The 18537-nt window shown below is 37.2% G+C and carries 14 protein-coding genes; 8 read left to right on the forward strand and 6 right to left on the reverse strand.

Features of this window, described 5'->3' with window-relative positions; all coding sequences use genetic code 11:
- The first annotated feature begins 264 nt into the window (after positions 1-264).
- Positions 265-1728, forward strand: a complete 1464-nt coding sequence (locus IPI65_20470; protein MBK7443807.1) for a T9SS type A sorting domain-containing protein — start codon at positions 265-267, stop codon at positions 1726-1728.
- Positions 1729-1833: 105 nt separating this feature from the next.
- Here the strand turns inward: IPI65_20470 and IPI65_20475 are convergent, their stop codons facing one another.
- Both IPI65_20475 and IPI65_20480 read right to left on the reverse strand, forming a co-directional pair.
- Positions 1834-5799, reverse strand: coding sequence for a lamin tail domain-containing protein (locus tag IPI65_20475; protein MBK7443808.1), 3966 nt, complete (start codon positions 5797-5799; stop codon positions 1834-1836).
- A gap of 137 nt (positions 5800-5936) precedes the next feature.
- Positions 5937-7418 (reverse strand): SLC13/DASS family transporter, encoded by a 1482-nt coding sequence (locus tag IPI65_20480; protein MBK7443809.1) that lies wholly within the window; start codon positions 7416-7418, stop codon positions 5937-5939.
- 47 nt (positions 7419-7465) lie between these two features.
- On the opposite strand from IPI65_20480, the gene IPI65_20485 reads away from it, so the two are divergent.
- The 5 genes from IPI65_20485 (at position 7466) to IPI65_20505 (ending at position 12172) form a co-directional block, all read left to right on the forward strand.
- On the forward strand, positions 7466-8272 hold the full coding sequence (locus IPI65_20485) for a 2,3,4,5-tetrahydropyridine-2,6-dicarboxylate N-succinyltransferase (GenBank protein MBK7443810.1): 807 nt from the start codon (positions 7466-7468) through the stop codon (positions 8270-8272).
- Between the two features lie 257 nt (positions 8273-8529).
- Positions 8530-9972 carry an HD domain-containing protein gene (locus IPI65_20490; GenBank protein ID MBK7443811.1) on the forward strand — a complete coding sequence of 481 codons (1443 nt, stop codon included), beginning with the start codon at positions 8530-8532 and terminating at the stop codon, positions 9970-9972.
- Between the two features lies 1 nt (position 9973).
- Positions 9974-10867 carry a tRNA (adenosine(37)-N6)-dimethylallyltransferase MiaA gene (gene miaA, locus IPI65_20495; protein MBK7443812.1) on the forward strand — a complete coding sequence of 298 codons (894 nt, stop codon included), beginning with the start codon at positions 9974-9976 and terminating at the stop codon, positions 10865-10867.
- 11 nt (positions 10868-10878) lie between these two features.
- Entirely contained in the window at positions 10879-11379 is a 501-nt protein-coding gene (locus IPI65_20500) for a metallophosphoesterase family protein (GenBank protein MBK7443813.1), read from the forward strand.
- A gap of 355 nt (positions 11380-11734) precedes the next feature.
- Positions 11735-12172: an Hsp20/alpha crystallin family protein gene (locus IPI65_20505; GenBank protein MBK7443814.1), complete on the forward strand. Its 438-nt coding sequence runs from the start codon at positions 11735-11737 to the stop codon at positions 12170-12172.
- Positions 12173-12253: 81 nt separating this feature from the next.
- Here the strand turns inward: IPI65_20505 and IPI65_20510 are convergent, their stop codons facing one another.
- Both IPI65_20510 and IPI65_20515 read right to left on the reverse strand, forming a co-directional pair.
- Positions 12254-13168: a T9SS type A sorting domain-containing protein gene (locus IPI65_20510; GenBank protein MBK7443815.1), complete on the reverse strand. Its 915-nt coding sequence runs from the start codon at positions 13166-13168 to the stop codon at positions 12254-12256.
- A 91-nt stretch (positions 13169-13259) separates the two neighbouring features.
- The gene (locus IPI65_20515) at positions 13260-13859 is read right to left on the reverse strand and encodes an aquaporin (protein ID MBK7443816.1); all 600 of its coding nucleotides are present in this window, start codon (positions 13857-13859) and stop codon (positions 13260-13262) included.
- Positions 13860-13991: 132 nt separating this feature from the next.
- On the opposite strand from IPI65_20515, the gene IPI65_20520 reads away from it, so the two are divergent.
- On the forward strand, positions 13992-14462 hold the full coding sequence (locus tag IPI65_20520) for a redoxin domain-containing protein (protein ID MBK7443817.1): 471 nt from the start codon (positions 13992-13994) through the stop codon (positions 14460-14462).
- A gap of 3 nt (positions 14463-14465) precedes the next feature.
- Entirely contained in the window at positions 14466-14876 is a 411-nt protein-coding gene (locus tag IPI65_20525) for an NUDIX domain-containing protein (GenBank protein MBK7443818.1), read from the forward strand.
- 7 nt (positions 14877-14883) lie between these two features.
- Here IPI65_20525 and IPI65_20530 read toward each other — a convergent pair whose 3' ends face one another.
- Entirely contained in the window at positions 14884-16515 is a 1632-nt protein-coding gene (locus IPI65_20530; GenBank protein ID MBK7443819.1) for an ABC transporter substrate-binding protein, read from the reverse strand.
- 169 nt (positions 16516-16684) lie between these two features.
- Positions 16685-17812, reverse strand: a complete 1128-nt coding sequence (locus IPI65_20535) for an OmpA family protein (GenBank protein MBK7443820.1) — start codon at positions 17810-17812, stop codon at positions 16685-16687.
- Positions 17813-18537: the final 725 nt, after the last annotated feature.

Raw genomic sequence — 18537 nt, forward strand, 5'->3', positions numbered from 1 at the left:
ATTGTAAGATTAATGTCATATATAAATATCAATTCAACTTCAAATATAATAAATTTTGAGATGCCGGTAGTATATATGTATAGACAGTTATTTTTTAACAAAAATTAAGCAAAACCGCATTTGTAAGGCACTTTTAGCCGGTTTTAACGGATGTGAATTAGTTGGGGATTGTATAAAAAAACCACCCTTTTTGTAAGTAATTGATTATCAGTAGTGCAATGCGGAACATTTAATTTGTTTACTTTTGAATACAATTTGTTTAAAATGAGAAAAATTTACTTCGGAATGTTGCTCTGCCTGGCTGTTGTCGGGATGGTGCAAACCCCTGCCAATGCACAATTAAAGGAAGGTGATATCGCGCCTGACTGGACTTTAACCGACATCAATGGTGTTGAATGGAACCTATATACTTTGCTGAATGAAGGCAAAAGTGTATTCCTCGACTTCTCTGCTGTTTGGTGTGGACCTTGCTGGAGCTACCATACCGGTGGTAACCTGGAAACGTTATACGAAACCTATGGCCCTGACGGAAGTGATGAAGTAATGGTATTTTATATTGAAGGTGATGGTGGATCCACTATTGACCAAATGAATGGTATTGGCGGCGGAACTCAGGGTAACTGGGTTGCAGGAACTCCATATCCAATGATTTTAACACATGTGGGTGACGAAAGCTACAATGTTGTAAGCGATTATGAAATTGGCTACTTCCCTACTATTTACCGAGTATGTCCAAACCGTATCATTAAAGAGGTTGGTCAGGCACCGGTTGCTACTTTATACAACAGTATTAATAGCTGTGAGGTTGCCTTTACAAACAATGACCCGGGCATTTTTGAATATACAGGCCCAACTTCAGGTTGCAGTACTGCAGAATTAACCGTTACCATCCAGAATTTGGGTTTTAACGATTTAACAGCATTTACCATTGCAGCTTATGATGGCGCAACTGAATTAGTATCTTACGACTGGTCAGGTGATTTAGCATTATACGAATTTGCTGATATTAATCTCGGCGATATTACACTTGCTGATGATGATAATGATATTGAAATAAAAATTATTTCTGCAGATGAAAATGATGATAACAATTCAGTAACTGCCAATATTTCTTATGAAAATAACGTAAGTATGATTGTTCATCTTGAAATAAAAACAGATAATTATCCAACACAAATGCGTTGGGATATTATTGATGAAGAAACAGGTGATGAATTATACGATGGCGGACCATACAGCACAGCCGACAAAAATGAAATTGTTTTTGATGAAGATATTACTTTACCTGGATTAGGCTGTTACGGCTTTAATTTTTACGATAATGCCGGTGATGGTATTACCGGAAGCGGATATTACGAACTGACTGACGCTGCAGGAAATATGCTTTCTGATGGTGATGAAAATGTAGGTTTTAAAAAATCTGCTTCATTAAAAGTTACCGGTTTAACTGCAGTTGATGATGTAACGGTTATCAATGCTGATAAGGCTTTCCCTAACCCTGCTGATGCTAATGTTACTTACACGTTGTCTTTAAATAATAATGCAGATGTAAATATTAATGTTGTTGACATTTTTGGTCGCACTATTGATGTTTTAACAAATAGTTCCATGCTTACAGGTGAACATAACTTTACTGTTGATGTAACAGATTATGCTAACGGCATTTATTTTATACAATCAACAATAAACGGAAAAACTGAAAGCACTAAAATTGTAGTGTTGCATTAATTCAAAAAAATAAAAGAATGGAACAGGATGAATTTATTCATCTGAAACCTGAACAAATAAAAAAATCCCGTTGTAGTTTACAACGGGATTTTTTTTATGCAGTAGTTATTCTTTTACAAAAGCACCACTATAAGTAATATTATTATTTGAAACTAACAAATAATACATCCCCTGCGATAATTGGGCAACAGACAACATGGTATTAAGTGATGCATCATATTGTTTGCTCATTATAATTTTTCCGGTTATGTCTATTATTTGCACTTCGGTAATTCCGGAAATTGTAGCGGGTAATATTAATGTAATTTGATTGGTAGCTGGGTTCGGATAAACTGCAATTGCTTCTACATTACTATCATGTATATCAATTCCGCATGGTGTCAGGTAAGCTGCTCCGGGTGAACCTTCCGGACAACTTTCGGTCCAGTTGGAAGCGAAGTTGATATTGGCTTCCACATCTACAATTTGCAATGCCGTTCCACCACCATCAGGTGTAAGCGGATATGGAGATGCATCGTCAAAGCCCACACTTTGGAAAATTTTTCCTGCAGCATCATAAATTAAAATTACGTCGCCATTGCCATCATAACTAAAATAAATTGGCCCAACTTTATTGCTCACATCAGGAAATGCGGTATTAAATTTTGTGGCATCAGAATAAAATACCAGATAGCTACTTCCATCTAATACAGTGCCTTCAGGAATTTTGAATGTATTGCCGGTTTTATCTTTTAAAGTCCATCCACTTAAATCAACTGCTGCATTATCATAATTATATAATTCAAACCAATCGCCGGCATCGGCAAAAGGTGCTGAATTATAATTAATTTCATCTACCAGCGGATTTTCCATACACAAACTATATGCAGCACCCGGTGAACCTCCGATACAACCTTCAAACCATGAGCCCGGTAATGCCGGATTTGCTGCAGCATCTTTTAATTCCATAGTTCTGCCATAACCATCTGCTGTAAATGGCCATGGGCGGTTATCCTGGTATGTGAATATGGAAACAGTATCATTCAAAAAATCGGTTAGTAAAATCATATCACTATCGTTCTTCAACGAAAAGTTATAATCGCCAACCACATTTGTTATAGAAGGATATTTTTCATTAAACTGTGCTTTATTTTCTGCCAACACTAAAAACCCATGTGCCGGAATTACGGTGTTATTCGGTAACTCAAAATCTGAATAAAAATATTTTTCAATTAAATGATAACTGCTCACATCAACTGCAACATCCGAATTATTCATAATTTCAATCCAGTCGCCACCATTAAATGTTGAATCAGGATTATAATTTACTTCTGAAATTACTATCGGGTTTGGAATTGCACTACCCGTAAAATTGGCGGTAAAAGTTGTTGCGGTTGTGATATTATTGTTAAAGGAAATATCTGTAGGTGAAACAATAAACGGATTCGTGCTCCAGTTGGCAAACGTATATCCCGGATTAGGGATTGCAGTTACCGTAACCGGATTACCATTAAAATAAACACCTGTCCAAGGTAAATTTTCAGGAACAATGGTAGAAATTTTTACATAACCTGCTTCAGGCGGATTTGCCGCGAGTGTAATATCAACCAGTCCCGCTAAACCGAAATACGATTTAATATGATTGCGTTGATTCGCATTGCGGTTATCGTAAAACGTGTACAAACTATTTACCTGACTATTCCAGAAACCAAGCGCACCGGTGCTCCAGCGAATATTTTGGGGTGTTACCTCAGCTTCCATTTCTGCTTTTAATTCGTCAATAATGGCATCATTACTTTCTTCCGTAAAATAATAATTAATTAAATCGGCAAAACGATTAATAAAATAATTTCGATATTCATCATTTTCAAGTAAGGCAGAAAACATATCACCATATACACTGTTATTCGGATTGTTCAGACTGCTTTGTAAAGTATTTGCATTGGATGAAAACTGACTATTTGTGCAATCCCACAAAATATATCGCCATTTGATATCCGGCGAATAACTGCGGAATAAACGAATATTATTTTCCAGAATATACAACCATTCTTCCTGGTCGGTAAATACTTCTGTTGCAATATAATCTACCCAGTTTTCTACATCAATTTCATTTTTCACCTGCTCATAAATTGCAGGATCTGTCATATCGTTATCGAGAATTAAATCTATTAATGCATAATAAGCAGTGTCACTACCCACTTCAGCAATTGTTTTTTCTTCACCACCCCAACCGGTTTTAATCATATCAACTGCATCTGGATTCACACCAAAATTGTCGCGCAAAAAATATTCATCCATTTCTTCTCTTGCGCCATACATGCCCCAGTATTCACCATTTATAAATACCACACAATTTTGATAACCTGTTGAAATACTATTTGTCGGCAAACCGATACGATTAATCGTAATATCTTTCATTCGCGTTCCGGAATAATCCTGGTCTGCATTTCTTACGCGAAAACCATGTACAAATTCCATTCCCGGTTTATCGTGTTCAAATACATTGTAGGCAATATCACTTTTAGTTCCATAATCTTCATCGCCAACAAAACGCATACTTTTTTGTGGCAGACTGATGGAATAATTACCTACACATTCAAATTTATAATTATCACCAAATTGTTTTACGTGGTCCTGATCATAATATTCAACTGCAACCGATACTTTAGGATTTCTGTTAAACCAGCCTTCAGCATTATCGTAAGCAGCAATACATCCCGGACCATCATTAAATAAATCGCAAGGATTTGCAATAACACTTACAACAGGTAAAGTAGTTGGTTCATCAATAAAATAGGTTCCTGTAACTACCGGGCTTGGTAATTTTCCTGCTTCTGTTTGCATGGCTTTTACTACACCGGTATTGGTATAAGTAATTGGTGCGGTATATACCGATGCACCAACATCCGGATTACTGCCATCGGTAGTATAATAAATTGTTGAACCCGTAATTGCCACATCCACACTACCGGCATAAAAGCCCGGAGCAGTAGTAATTACGGGTGCTTCAGCGTATCCGTTGTAACAAGTTACATCATTTGCAGCAAGTGGCGTTGGCTCATCGGAATAGCACCAGGCACCACCATCAGGAATACGTGCGCGCACATGATTTACCTGTAACATGTCGGTATAAATACTATCCGTTTGATTTCCCACAGGGTCAAATAAATAAATATTTTCACCATTGGCTATTTTAAAATCGGTGTGTAATTCGGTAGCAGTTCCCGGATTACTAAACCAATCGGGATTATCAAAAAAATACGTATCGGGTGTAGAAATACCAAAATGTAACCATGTTCTTCCCGTTGCATCATCAGCACCATACTGATGAATTTCAACAGCTAAAACATTGGTACCATCAACTAATAAAGAAGCAATTAATGCAGAATCTAATTCAATTGTTTTTGGATTTAATCCCATATACATTAATGCTTCGTGCCAATAATTTGCATAGGTGCTATGTGTAGGAACACCCTGAATATTGATTCTTGCAACTTCAACATCATTGATATACGCTACAAATCCATCATCATAATCCATACTTAGAATGGTTTTTATGATTTTCGATTTATCAACTATTTCAAATTCTTTTCTATAATATAAGCAGGAGCTAAATCCGGCGATTATAGTATTATCATCACCATCACCTGTGCCAAATCCACCCTGCCCTGTAGCCCAAACTGTTGCGAACGAAACATCATTCCAGTTAGCAGGTGGTTCGGTGGTGCCGTTTTTATATTCCCAAATATCATCATCAAAAATGGCTGTTTCCCAGTGGTCAACAGGCGATACCGGACAACTCGCACAGTTGCGGTTTTTTCCGGATGCATAAACTAACACACGACCGTTTGGCGGCACGATGGAATCAGAAAAATACCATTTACCATCAATGGCTTTACTATCAGCAAGCGCATATCCTGCCAGGTTTACAGATGTTGCTCCGGCATTATACAATTCTATCCAATCGGAATAGTCGCCGTCTTCATCGGTATAAATATTAAAATTGGTGCTCGACACTTCATTGATAACTAACTGTGCCGGTAATTGAAGGGTGAACAGAAAAAAAATAACAGTACAAACTTTATTCATTGTTTAATATTGAGGAGTGAATAAAATAATCAAGTTAGCAAATAATACAGATGCCCGTAAGGGAAGGCCCTATTTTCTGCTTACTCAAAGTTAACAAAAAATTAATATTTCCTAAAAACGAGCGCCTCAACCCGAGGTCAGATTCCGAATATCAGCTTGCCCAATGTCATGGTAAATGTTGTAATAACAATAGCTCCAATAATATCAAGCCATAAGCCTACGCGTAACATGGTTTTCACTTTCACCATTTCTGTTCCGAAGACTATAGTATTTGGCGGTGTGCCAACGGGCAGCATAAATGAATAACTGGCAGCAATTGTTACAGGCATCATAACCAGTAATGGCGGAATGCCCAATTCGGGAATAATCGGCAATAAAATCGCCATAAATAAACTCACGGTTGCGGTGTTGCTGGCGAATTCTGAAAAAATGGTGGTAATAACACAAAGTGCAAAAATCATCACCCATTGGTTCAGCGATTTAAGGCCGACACAATTATTGGCAATCCATTCACTTAATCCGGAAACCTCTACACCTTTTGCCAAAGCAAAGCCACCACCAAATAAAAATAATATACCCAGCGGCAATCGTTTTACATCTTCCCAATTAATTAAGGCTTCACCTTTTTTATTTTTTGATGGAAAGAAAAATAAACTCAGTCCCATTAAAATGGCAACAAAACTTTCATTCACAAATTTTTCATCCGGGATAATATGTGCATTTAACAACATGGTTCTCCAACCTGTAATATTTAATCCCCAAATTTCTTTATCATCTAATGTAAACCACAATAAAATAGCTGCTGAAAAAATCCATGCAATGGCTTTTTCCTCAAACGACATTTTTCCTAATTTGCGATATTCTTCTTTACAATAATTACTGTCCGGTAATACGTGATCACTTTTGGGCAGTAACAAATATTTAAATACTAAAAAACACACCAGTAAAAAAACCACACTCAGTGGAAATGCAAATAAAAACCAGTTCGAAAAATTTAATGGTGCTGCTGTGGCAAAATTTTCATCATAAAACTTCTTCATCACCATATTCGGCAAAGTGCCCACCAACGTTGCGGTTCCGCCGATTGTTGAAGCATAGGAAATGGCGAGTAAAATTGCCGTTGCCAGTCCGCTGCGTTTGGTAGCATCACCTCCATGTAATTGTTTTATTACAGCCAATGCAACGGGCAACATCATTAAAGTAGTAGAAGTATTATTCAGCCACATCGAAATAAAAAATGTTGCCAGCATAAAACCAAACAATAATTTTTCGGGTGAAGAACCAAATTTTATTAAAATGCGCAACGAAAAACGTTTATGTAAATCCCATCGTTCAATAGCAAATGTGAGCATAAAACCACCGATGTATAAAAAAATTACATCTTTCATATATTGTGGTGCAACAGCATCTATACCCATAATTCCCAAAATGGGAAATAATACAACCGGCATCAAACTGGTGACATAAATATTTACTGTTTCTGTCATCCACCAGTAAGCCATTAAAATTAAAACCGCGGCTGTTTTACTTACCTCAGGTGTGTTACCTGTTTCGTAAAAAATAAAACCAACCAATGTTCCTAAAATGGGTCCTAAGAGTACTTTAAAATGTTTATTCACAGCAGCGAAGATAAAAAAAATGCCCACGGGAACATTAACTTTGCGTTATGAAGGAAATTATTGAACAGGCATGGAATGACAGGTCGCTACTGACCGATTCGGGTGTGCAGGAGACCATACGTGAGGTTGTAGCACAATTGGATTCCGGCAAATTGCGCGTTGCCGAAAAGGTGGATGGCAATTGGATGGTGAATGAATGGATAAAAAAGGCTGTCATCTTATATTTCCCGATTCAACCGATGGAAACGATTGAGGTTGGACCATTTGAATTTCACGATAAAATCCCCTTAAAAAAGAACCTGAAAGCAGCAGGTATACGCGTAGTTCCGCACGGATTAATTCGTCATGGTGCATTTGTTGCCAAAAATGTGATTGTAATGCCCGGTTACGTAAATATTGGTGCTTATGTGGATGAGGGCACTATGGTGGATACCTGGGCTACCGTGGGCAGTTGTGCGCAAATCGGCAAAAACGTGCATCTGAGCGGTGGCGTGGGCATTGGAGGGGTTTTAGAGCCCGTTCAGGCGAGCCCGGTAATTATTGAGGACAATTGTTTTATTGGTTCCAGATGTATTGTGGTTGAAGGTGTGGTTGTGGAAGAAGAGGCTGTGCTCGGAGCAAATGTTGTGCTTACGCAATCAACAAAAATAATTGATGTTACCGGTGACACACCAATTGAATATAAAGGTCGCGTGCCAAAACGCAGCGTTGTAATTCCAGGCTCCTACACCAAAAAATTCCCGGCAGGTGAATATCAGGTTCCTTGTGCATTAATTATCGGGACGAGGAAGGAGAGCACGGATAAAAAGACGAGTTTGAATGATGCTTTGCGCGACAATAGCGTTGCCGTGTAGCAATTAGCTGATTAGCTGATTAGCAAATTAGCTAATGGGGGGTTGGAGTAAAATGAAATTGAATCCCAATAGATATCATTTAAACGAAAAAAGTTAAAATGGAATTAATGCACTCATTTGCTGAAAGCAAATGAGAACGATAAAGTAATTAAACAAAAAATATTTATTAAAAATCAAAATTTTCAATCACACTCAAAATCCAATTAGCTAATTTGCTAATCAGCTAATTTGCTAATAAAATCACCATTAAATCAAAAATGAATCCGCAAACTTCACCCCTCTCCTTTTCATCAGAAGAAAATTTTCTGTTTGAAAAAATTGCTGCCTGTGCTGAGCAGTTGGGGTTTCCGTGTTATGTGGTGGGGGGATTTGTTAGGGATAAATTGTTGGGCAGAAATTATAAAAAGGATATTGATTTTGTTTGTTTGGGCAGTGGAATTTTGTTGGCGCGATTGGTTGCGGAAAATTTGCCGGGACAACCTTTTGTTGCGGAATTTAAAAATTTTGGGACAGCACATTTTAAGTTTAATGATATTGATGTAGAATTTGTTGGGGCGAGAAAAGAATCCTATCATCGTGAATCGCGGAAGCCGGTTGTGGAAGATGGTACTTTGGAAGATGACCAGTTGCGTCGCGATTTTACGATTAATGCATTGGCTATTTCGCTGAATAAAAATGATTACGGCAAATTAATTGACCCGTTTAATGGTGTTGCTGATCTTGAAGACAGAATTATAAGAACACCTCGGGAGCCGCATATTACCTTTAGTGATGACCCGCTGCGTATGATGCGCGCGATTCGTTTTGCCGCACAATTAAATTTTGATATTGAATCGGAAACATACGCCGGAATAAAAGCTGCTAAAGAACGAATAAATATTATTTCGCAGGAAAGGATTAGCGATGAATTAAATAAAATATTATTGTCACCAAAACCTTCAATCGGATTGTATTATTTATCGGATTCTGGATTGCTGGAATACATTTTTCCTGAGCTGGAAAGCATGCATGGAACCGATATGATTGACGGCAACGGACATAAAGATAATTTTTATCATACACTGGAAGTTGTGGATAATATCAGTGCTACAACCGAAAATTTATGGTTACGATGGGCTGCTTTGTTACATGATATTGCCAAGCCGGTTACTAAAAAATATGTACCACCAACCGGATGGACATTTCATGGGCACGAAATTGTTGGTGCTAAAATGGCCAGACGAATTTTTACGCGATTAAAATTACCATTGCAACAGGAATTACGTCAGGTGCAAAATTTGGTGGCTTTACACATGCGACCAATTTCTTTAACGAAAGAAAATGTTACCGACTCCGCCATTCGCCGTTTATTGTTTGAAGCAGGTGAAGATTTAGAAGGGCTGATGTTGTTATGTCAGGCCGATATCACCACCAAAAATCGTTTGAAAGTAAAACGGTATAAAGAAAATTTTGAAATGGTACGTGAGAAATTACGCGATGTGGAAGAACGCGACCATATTCGTAATTTTCAACCACCCATTACCGGTGAATTAATTATGGAAATATTTAATATTAAACCGGGCAAAGAAGTTGGAATTATTAAAGATTATGTTCGGGAATCTATTTTAGACGGATTAATTCCGAATGATTACGATAAGGCTTATCAGCTCATGATAGAAAAAGGAAGAGAACTCGGTTTACAAATTGTTGCGAATAAATAAATTGACAAACAAGAAAAAATTAATCGTAATTGCCGGACCAACAGCTTCCGGAAAAACGGCTTTGGCAATTGAATTGGCTAAGGCGTTACAAACGGTTATTTTATCTGCAGACGCAAGACAATTTTACCGCGAAATGCAAATTGGCACCGCCAAACCAACCGAAGCAGAATTAAATGCCGTGCAACATTATTTTATCAATAATTTATCTATTCACGATGATTATGATGCGGGAAAATATGAGGCGGAAGTAATTCAGTTATTGGATAAATTATTTCTGCAACATGATTCTGTTATTTTATGCGGGGGCAGTGGTTTATTTATTAAAGCAGTGACGGATGGTTTTGATGAAATTCCGGAAACAACACCGGAAGTGCGCGAACAGGTGCAACAGTTGTATGCACAAAACGGATTAAGCTGGTTGCAGGAAACCATTTTGCAAAAAGATCCTGTTTATTATCAAAATTCAGACATTCAAAATCCAAAACGATTATTGCGTGCACTGGAAGTAATTACCCAAACGGGAAATCCATTTTCATCGTACCATAAACAACATCAGCAGCAACGAAATTTTGATGTGATTAAAATTTGCCTTTCTATTGACCGCGATTTGTTATATGAACGTATTAATCAGCGTGTAATAAATATGTTTGATGCGGGATTGGAGGATGAAGTGAAAGCATTAATTCCGTATAAAAATCTCAATGCATTACAAACTGTCGGTTATACAGAGTTATTTGAATTTTTTGAGGGCAAAATAAGCAAAAAACGTGCGCTGGAATTAATTCAGCAGCATACCAGAAATTATGCAAAACGACAATTAACCTGGTTCAGAAAAGACAGTGGTTTTATTTGGTGCAAACCTGATTTAAATGAAATTTTACCATTGTGTAAATAACGAAATGCAAGATGAAAATTTTATTATTATCTGATACACATGGTTATTTGGATGAAGGCATTTTAAAACATGCTGCAGCAGCTGATGAAATTTGGCATGCCGGCGATTTTGGTACTATTGAAGTAGTTGATCAGTTACAAAAAATTAAACCCTTGCGCGGGGTTTGGGGAAATATTGATGGCAAAGATGTTCGTATTGTTTATCCGCTCGATAATCGGTTTACGATTGATGGTTTAGATGTTTGGATGACACATATTGGTGGGTATCCCGGACATTATGAGCAACGCGTTAGAAATATACTTACTGCCTATCCGCCACAATTATTTATTTGCGGACATTCACATATTTTGAAGGTGATGCGTGATGCCAAATACAATATGTTGTGTATGAATCCCGGAGCTGCGGGTGTGCATGGTTTTCATAAAGTAAGAACTATGATTCGCTTTGAAATCAATAAAGGCAAAATTGAAAAGCCTGAAGTTATTGAGTTGGGGTTAAGAGGAAAACTGTAACAGTAGCACCACTGAAGGTTCTAATCAAATCATTATTCATTTTCATTCAAAGCTCCAAACTTGTTCTAGCCCGGGGTGTAGCGAAAAGCCCGCAGGAGCAGGAACGCAGTGGAGGCGACGAGGACTTGCAGCGGAACACCGGCAACGATTTTGATACGAAGTGCGATGTTTATGCTCCAATTAATCTACATAATGCCATTTTGTCCGTTTATTAGCTTTCAAACTGCCAATTTGTCCTATTAAACATGTAATTTTTGCAACCTTTGTCGTGGTTTTACGTAAAAATGCCGTCTGGTATTTAGTTTGAATAGGGTCTGTCGTCAAACAAATTTTCAAACTAAAAACAAAAAACGATATGTTAACTGTAAGACGCAGACCAAACGGAGTTCCAACATTTGTAAATGTATTTGAGGACTTCTTCAACCAGGCATTTCCTGAAAAATTTATTAATGTGAAGGGTGAATTTACACCTTCGGTAAACGTGATTGAGAACGACAAATTATTTCATTTAGAATTTGCTGTTCCCGGTTTCGACAAAGCTGATTTTGATGTGAACATTGAAAAAGAATTTATTACCGTGAGTGGTAAAAAAGAAGTGAAAACTGATGTAGCGGAAAAAAATTACACCCGTAAAGAATTTGTTTACAGCAGTTTCAAACGCACATTTAACTTACCTGAAAACGTGGCTACAGAAGCAATTACGGCAAGTTATGAAAACGGAATTTTACATCTTGAATTACCTAAAAAAGAAGTGAAACCCGTAACCGAAGTGAAAAAAATTGAAATAAAATAAGTGGGTAATAGTGGTTGATTAAAAGAAAACCCCGGCGATAACTCGTCGGGGTTCTTTTATTGTGCCGGTTAAGCAGCAAAATTATTTTCTAACAACAAATTTATTGCTATAAACAACAGTACCGTTGTCGATTAAACGGAAAGTATAAATACCGCTTGCATAAGCAGCAAGATTTACGCTGTTCATTTCAGGTGAAAGTGTTACCACATCAACCTTTTGACCGTTCATATTGTAAACTTCCAAAGTAACATCGTTGTTTGCAGGGTTGTTGATGTTAATGTATTCGCTTGCAGGATTTGGATAAATGTTACGAGCAATACCATAACCTTCAAAATCTTCAACGTTGATACCACCAGTTACTTCTAAATCATCAACATACAATACTGAACCGGGAACTAATGAAGTAAATCCACCGGAAGAAGTAATGATAATTTGCATTTGATCAGGAACTGCAGGAACAAAGTAAGTGATAGGGCAGTTAAATGACTGATAAGAACCGGAAGTTGCAGGGTCGCGATATTGGCCCATACCGATTGTATCTTCACCTAACAACATTAACACAACCACGTTCATTGTATCTGAACCTGATGGAGCATATTGATAGTAACCACCTAATGCATCGTAAGCAGCAGTAATAGGAGCGCCACCAACAACAGCAGGTGTAAAGGTTACGAAATCGAAGCTGATAACACCAGTAGTAATTGTTCCGGGAACATCTAAAGGTGTTCCTAATACGTTTAATGTTTTAGTTTCTAAACGTGCTGCAGCAGAACCACCATGCACATTTGATGTTTCTTTGGTACAGTTACGGTCAGCAATACCAAGATCGGCAGCAATTTTATCCGGAACATCCCAACCTGATGGAACATCAGCTGAAATGCCCGATGCAAGTGACGTGTAAACTGTCCAGGCCTCAAGGTTGCCATTAGGCACCTGTCCGTAGGCAGCTGATAAAAGGGTAATAAATGTTAAAGAAAGTAGTAGACGAATTTTCATACTCTTGTTTTTATTAGTTATTTAATGAATTTGACTATTTTGAAAGGTAAATATATAGTAATTCTGCGAATTATTAAATTATTGTGAAGTATTAACGGTTGGTATACTTATACACCAAAGCCCCCAAACCCGCTCCTGCTAAGGCTGTTAAGGCATGTATACAACTATCGAAACCATATGCCTGCAGATTAAAAATATTAAATCCCAATGACACAGCAGGGTTAAAAGCAGCACCACTTACCGGCCGCGCAGCCATTATTCCGGCAAACACGACACTGCTGATTGCCAGTCCGTAATACTGATTACCTTTGGCAGCAGGTGCAATGGCCACATTTAAAATAACCAGCATCAGCGCAAATGTGAAGGCTATTTCAAGCAATATGGCTTCGGGCAACAGGCCATCTGCAATTACAAGATTTACCTGATTTTCGTTTAATAATAAACATAAACCCGCAGCTAAAATTGCCCCTGCAAACTGGGCAATCCAATAACGAATAGCATCGTATAATCTAATAGCACCACACATCATAAAACCCACTGTTACGGCAGGATTATAATGTGCCCCGCTGATATGTCCACCCATATATATCAACGCCATTAAAACCCCTGCAATGGCAAATACATCGCCGGAAATGCCGATTGTAAATACTAAAAAGAAAGTGCCGATAAATTCGACTAAATATTTTTTCATTTCAATTATGCGCCCAAAGATTATTAAAAAAATGCAATTATTTGCTCAACTTATGAACGCAATTCAAATTGTGGTGTTCATATGCTACCAATCACAAACGGTATATTAATTTTACATCAAATTTATTTAAACATGAAACTTGACATTGGCCAGCAGGCACCTGATTTTTTAATGTATGATACTGATAAACAGGCAGTACGCCTGAGTGAACAAAACGGTAAAAATGTGTTATTGTTATTTTTTCCATTTGCTTTTACATCAACCTGCACTGCTGAATTATGTGCAACCAGAGATGATATTGCGTTTTATCAAAATGTAAATGCAGAAGTATATGGTATTAGTGTTGATGCACCATACTCGTTAAAAGTATTTAAAGAAGAACAAAAATTAAATTTCCCTTTATTAAGCGATTTTAATAAAACGGTTTCTGAAACCTATGGTTGTATTTATGACCGTTGGGGAATGGAATTAAAAGGTGTATCAAAACGCAGCGCTTTTGTAATTGATAAAGATGGTATTATTCGTTATGCAGAAATTTTAGAAAATGCAGGCGCAATTCCCGATTTTGATGCCATTAAAAAAGTTTTGGAAACTTTAAATTAATTTCTGCCGATGTTTAATGTACGTGTGTATGGCTTATTAATACATAATAATGCCATTTTAGTAGTGCAGGAGCCTGTAAAAAATAATCGTATTATTAAATTTCCGGGAGGCGGATTAGAATTTGGTGAAGGCACAGTAGACGGGCTGAAACGCGAGTTTAAGGAGGAATTACAGGCTACAATTTTTAATGTGCGGCATTTTTATACCACCGATTTTTTTGTGCAGAGTTTCATTAATCCTGAACATCAGGTAATCAGTATTTATTATCTGGTGGATGCTGCAATTGAAGAACTCAATTTTAATAATGATGAAGGATTAGTTTTTCAATGGATTCCGATGCACGATTTACATACTGAATTATTTCCTTTGCCCATTGATAAACATGTGGTGCAATTATTAAAAGGCAACGCTTAAAAAAATATTACGCTGCTTTTTTCACACGTTTTAAATCCAGCATATTTAATGGATTGGGATCCATACCGCTGACATCTTTTTGCACAAAACGATATACTTCATCATAAAATAACGGAATTACCGGTGCATCCTGCATCATTAAACTATCCATGGTGTAGTATAAATTTTTTCGGATGGTTTCATCACTTTCGGCAACGGCAACCATATATAAACTATCAAATACGGGATTATGGTAACGGGTATAATTTGGTGGTGCTTCACTCCCGCCGTAAAATACGGTTAGATAATTTTCTGCATCGGCATAATCGGCAATCCAACTGCTACGAAACATTACAGTTGTTGCATTTAATCGCATCTCCCGCAATAAACGTGAATCTACCGTTTCAATTTTTACGGCAATACCGATATCTTCTAATTTATCTTTAATATAAACTGCGATATCCTGATATTGTTCTACGGTATGAAAAGTAATTTCGGGTAAACCCACACCATTCTCAAAGCCGGCAGCAGCAAGCAATTGCAGGGCAGTATCCGGATTATATACATAACCATAAGGTTGCACCGAATCAGCGCGTTGTGGTAATAAACTGGGTGGAATAATACCTCCCGTTGCCGCAATACCACGATTATTTTTTAAAAATAATAACATTTCATTTTTATCGAAACCGTAATTAATTGCTTTGCGTACTTCAACAAATGAGAGCGGACTTTCTTTTACAATTTGTAGTGAAGTATCCATTAAAATAGCAATGTATTCAACATTTAAATAAGGGCCTTTCAGCAATTTTATTTTATCGCTATATTTTGGTTGCAGATTGCCATCTTTAGTTAGAATATTATCTTTTAGCGCTGCATCAATATCACTCACAAAATCTAATTCTCCACTTAAAAATTTTAAAAATTCTGTTGATTTATTCGTATTAAACTGAATATTTACAGCATCGAGATATGGTAGTTGAACACCTTGTGCATCTTTTTCAAAATAGTGTTCGAATTTATGTAAAATGAGCAGTTCACCTTCCTCCCATTGCACAAATTTAAACGGGCCTGTTCCAACAGGATGACTTCTGAAATCTTTACCGTATTTTTCAATGGCTTCTTTAGGAACGATGGAACAATATTGAATACTCAATCGCTGTAAAAATGGTGCAAATGGTTCTTGTAATTTAACTTCTACCGTACTATCGTTTAGTGCATAAAATGCATTTACACTATCCACAATATGCTGAAAAACCCAATTACCACGGGCAGCAGTTGCAGGGTCGATTAATCGGTAAAAAGAATACACAACATCATCAGCAATTAATTTTCGTCCTTTCCCGTTTGGAAAACACGCATCATCGTGAAAATACACATCGTTGCGCAAATGAAAAGTATATGTTTTTCTGTCGTCGGAAATTTCCCATTTTTCAGCAATGCAGGGCACCACATTGAGGCCGGAATCCAATTGCACCAAGCCATTGAACAATTGATTTACACTCCAGGTATTGGACTGGTCGCTTGCAAAAGCCGGGTCGAGCGAGGTTAAGGGGATAGATAAATTTAAACGGAAAATGGATTTATCATTATTTGGTTTTTCCTTATTACAGGAAACAAATAACAGGATAATAAGCAGTGCAGCTACAGAAAAATGTTTCAATTGCATCAGCACAAAACTAAGAAATTTGTTCGCGCTTTTAAGCAGGGATATGCACATGTTGTAGGATATCTTTTAATTTAAAATACAGCATAAAACCGGGCAATATTAAAAATGAAATGGCATTCTATCCTTTCGGATACAATGCCATTTATGAAAATCAATATGTATATTATCTGAGTATCAATTCCAGTTCCACTCTTCTGTTTTGTGAACGGCCAACTTCGGTATCGTTTGTTGAAATTGGTTTTGTTTCACCATAACCGGTTGCAGTAAGTCGTCCGGTTGAAACACCTTTGCTTAATAAATACGCTTTAACGGCATCAACTCTTTCTTGCGATAAAGTCATGTTCATATCATCGCCACCAACATTATCGGTATGACCTGATATAACAAGATTGTAATCAGTATATTCGTTTAATATGCTCACCACTTCATCCAATAAAGGATTAGATGTTGCTTTTAATGTTGCTTTTCCTGATTCAAACTGAATACCGCGAGCAGCAAAGTTTAATCGTTTTTTCACATCTTCTTTAATAACGGGACAACCATTTGGGCTACCTTCACCTTTTGTAGTTGGACATTTATCGTTAGTATCAATAATACCATCACCATCTGTATCGGCAGGGCAACCTTTCATATCAACTTTAACTCCTTTAGGTGTATCGGGACATTTATCATCAGAATCAATAATACCATCATTATCGGCATCAGAACTACAACCGGTTGCGTCAACTTTTATACCTTTTTCTGTATTTGGACATTTATCATTTGCATCATCAACACCATCATTATCGGTATCGGGACAACCCTTAAACATATCTAAACCTTTCATGTTCGGACATTTATCCATGGCATCCTGAATACCATCACCATCGCTGTCGGGGCAACCCTGAAACCTTGCTAAACCGGGCACTTCGGGGCATGCGTCATCTTTATCGGCAATATCATCTTTATCCTGATCGGGGCAACCATTTAATTTTGCCAAACCCGGAACCATTGCACATTTATCTAAGTAATCGGCAATTTTATCGTTGTCGGCATCAACCGGACAACCATGTTCATCAACAATAACACCTTCAGGTGTATCGGGACAATCATCGCGTTTATCTTTTACACCATCACCATCGGCGTCTTTGCTTAATTCATATATATCAGTTCCGGCATCTGCAATAAATAATTCATAATTGCCGCTCACAATTATATCATTTACCAGTGCACCATTTACCTGATTAAAAGCAGTTGCGGGCAACAATAAAGTCGCCACACCCATTATTATTTTGGATATTTCAAATTTCATAAAATAGAATTTAATAATTAAAACATTTTCACCTTCCAAAGATGACCATTATTCAATACGAGGTGTTACACAAATATTTTTTTGTTTTGTATAATTCACTGATGTGATAAAGTAATATGGTGTGTTGGTAGGGTTTGCAAGAGTCAAAGACCGGAGTGTTCGAGTGGGCTCTTGGCTCAATATTAAATTATTATTCCGGCATAACCTTGCGATAAATTGGAAGAAGAAATGAACATGTTTACATCAAATTTTCTTGCCTTAGCGGGTTGAAGGGTTTTATGTTTTTTTGGGGTGCATTAAACTCCTCGGACTAAATTATAATAAAATTTATCCTACCCAATCGCAATTTGCCTACGGTTGTAGGGACGCATGCAAATCGTCCCTACAGCCATAGGCCAATTGCTCAATTTATTTCCTGAACCACATTTTTCCTTTATAGTTTTACGGGTTGTGTATTTTTTTTCGGGTTTAAGCGTCATGCTCGGACATCAATGGGTCACCGGAAATTAATTTTGGATTAATTTGACCTATATAGGATTTATGTTACCCGATCGCAAATGGCATTGGTTTGTAGGGGCGGATTCAATTCGCCCCTACAAACCAATGCCATTTGCTCAATTTTGTGTTTAGAAGCATAATTACACTTCAAAACACAATGTTATAAATTTCAATTTTTCTCAAAACTGTCAGCATTTATATTTTGTAGGGGCGAATTGCATCCGCCC

Source organism: Bacteroidota bacterium (assembly GCA_016706255.1).
Taxonomy (GTDB): Bacteria; Bacteroidota; Bacteroidia; order Chitinophagales; family BACL12; genus UBA7236.

What these genes read in the sequence shown, in the direction of transcription:
- IPI65_20470 (MBK7443807.1), top strand. Translation starts at nt 265, where the DNA reads ATGAGAAAAATTTACTTCGGAATGTTGCTCTGCCTGGCTGTTGTCGGG.
- IPI65_20475 (MBK7443808.1), bottom strand. Translation starts at nt 5,799, where the DNA reads ATGAATAAAGTTTGTACTGTTATTTTTTTTCTGTTCACCCTTCAATTA.
- IPI65_20485 (MBK7443810.1), top strand. Translation starts at nt 7,466, where the DNA reads ATGAAGGAAATTATTGAACAGGCATGGAATGACAGGTCGCTACTGACC.
- IPI65_20490 (MBK7443811.1), top strand. Translation starts at nt 8,530, where the DNA reads ATGAATCCGCAAACTTCACCCCTCTCCTTTTCATCAGAAGAAAATTTT.
- IPI65_20500 (MBK7443813.1), top strand. Translation starts at nt 10,879, where the DNA reads ATGAAAATTTTATTATTATCTGATACACATGGTTATTTGGATGAAGGC.
- IPI65_20505 (MBK7443814.1), top strand. Translation starts at nt 11,735, where the DNA reads ATGTTAACTGTAAGACGCAGACCAAACGGAGTTCCAACATTTGTAAAT.
- IPI65_20510 (MBK7443815.1), bottom strand. Translation starts at nt 13,168, where the DNA reads ATGAAAATTCGTCTACTACTTTCTTTAACATTTATTACCCTTTTATCA.
- IPI65_20515 (MBK7443816.1), bottom strand. Translation starts at nt 13,859, where the DNA reads ATGAAAAAATATTTAGTCGAATTTATCGGCACTTTCTTTTTAGTATTT.
- IPI65_20520 (MBK7443817.1), top strand. Translation starts at nt 13,992, where the DNA reads ATGAAACTTGACATTGGCCAGCAGGCACCTGATTTTTTAATGTATGAT.
- IPI65_20535 (MBK7443820.1), bottom strand. Translation starts at nt 17,812, where the DNA reads ATGAAATTTGAAATATCCAAAATAATAATGGGTGTGGCGACTTTATTG.